1 protein-coding gene is annotated in these 1,662 nt (G+C 63.1%); it reads right to left on the reverse strand.

What is annotated here, in order from left to right:
• A partial coding sequence (locus LD28_RS0112560; protein WP_033137305.1) for a methyl-accepting chemotaxis protein occupies window positions 1–1,543 on the reverse strand: 1,543 nt, incomplete at its 3' end.
• Between the last annotated feature and the right edge of the window lie 119 nt (window positions 1,544–1,662).

Genomic DNA, 1,662 nt, shown 5'->3' on the forward strand with positions numbered 1-1,662 from the left:
GCAGGTTGGTCTGTTCGGCGATGCCGCGGATCACGCTGATGACGCCGCCAATCTGGCTGCACCGCTGCTCCAGCTGGCCGATGGTGTCGGCGGTACGCAGCACCTCGCGGTTGATGTGGTCGATGGCCTTGATGGTGCGCTCTACCACATCCTCGCCCTGACCGACCACTTGCTGGGCCTCCTGCGTCATGCGGGCGGCCTGCAGGGCGTTGCCTGCCATGTCCTGGGAGGTGGCGGCCAGCTCCTTGATGGCGGTGGCGACCTGATGGGTCTCCCCTTGCTGATCGGCAATCACCTCCTGCGAGCGGCAGGTACGCGCTTCGATGTCGGTGGCGCTCTCCACCACGGTGACGCCATTCTCCCACACACGCCGCATCAGGGTGCGCAGGGTTTCCAGGGTCACGTTGTAGTCCCGGCTGATGGCCGCCAGCTCGTCCTGACCGACGATTTCGATATGCTGGCTGAGATCCTGGGCGTTGACCCGGGCAGCAATATCACGCACCCGCGCCACGGTCTCGCGCAGGGAGAGGTAGGCGCCGATCATCAGGTAGAGATAGAGCAGCAAGCTGGCGGTCAGCGGCGCGGCAACCCACCAGAAGTGGCGCTGGTTGGCGGCCATCCGCTGGTGCAGGTCGGCCTCCAGTCGTTGGCGCACATGACCTGCCAATGCGGTGATGGCAACATCCAGACTATCCCCCAGTGCCAACACCTCCTTGTTGGAGAGCTGCACCAGCTGATCCTTCATCATCTTGTTTTCCATGGTCTCGACCCCCTGACGCACCTGTTGCAGCAGGGCATCGGTCTGCTGACCCAGCTCGGCGCGGTAGGCAGGCTCAATCTGGTAGAGCAGGGTCAGATCGGCCTCCAGCTCCTGCAGAGTGGCGCTGATGAGGTCGAGGCGAAAACGCAGGCCGCTGTACCCTTCTGCCTGAAACAGGCCGAAGTCGGCGATGGTGGCGGCGCGATCCCGCACCTGGGCCAACAGGTCGCGCAGTTGTGGCAACCGCTCGCTGGCGAGGAGCACCATGTAGTAGGTGCCGAGCGCCGGATCCTGAATAAGGCTGCTGGCAGCGGTGATGTGCTTGTAGAGGTGGCGCACCTCGGTCAGCAGCTTGTCGTGACGCAGGTTGCTCTGCTCCACCTCCAGCTTGCCCGCCTCGTTCTGCAGGGCAGTCCACCCCTGCTTGAGGACATCGAAAGAGGGGTTCTCCTGATGGGTATCGGCAAAGGCGCGCAGGCTATCGTCTACCGCCTGTGCCGCTGCCCGGACCTTCTGCTCATCAACCGGGTTCTGCTCATAGGCGTGCTGGGTCACCAGATTGCGGTGGGTCAGCAGGGCCTGCTCGATGGCAGGCACAGGGGCGAGATTGACCACCCCTGCCAGCTCGCGGCTGGCCTGCTCGTTGTCATCCTGCAGCCGCCCCAGCAGGTTGGTCATGCTGTAGGCCAGTGGCAGCAGCATCAGGCAGGACCAGAGCAGGAATTTGTATTTGAAGGAGAGCTGATTGCCCAGCCGGATGGCGGGGTTGAAAATCCATTTCATGTTAAGCCTCGATACCGGAGTGCGGGCGTGAGTCGTGCTGCCTGAATAGTACTCTGAGCGGCACCCCCTTGGGTGATGCCCGGTTGCAAGTTGTGATCCCCTTGGCTTTTTACTTCCGG

This window comes from Aeromonas finlandensis (assembly GCF_000764645.1).
In the GTDB taxonomy this organism is placed as follows: Bacteria; Pseudomonadota; Gammaproteobacteria; order Enterobacterales; family Aeromonadaceae; genus Aeromonas; species Aeromonas finlandensis.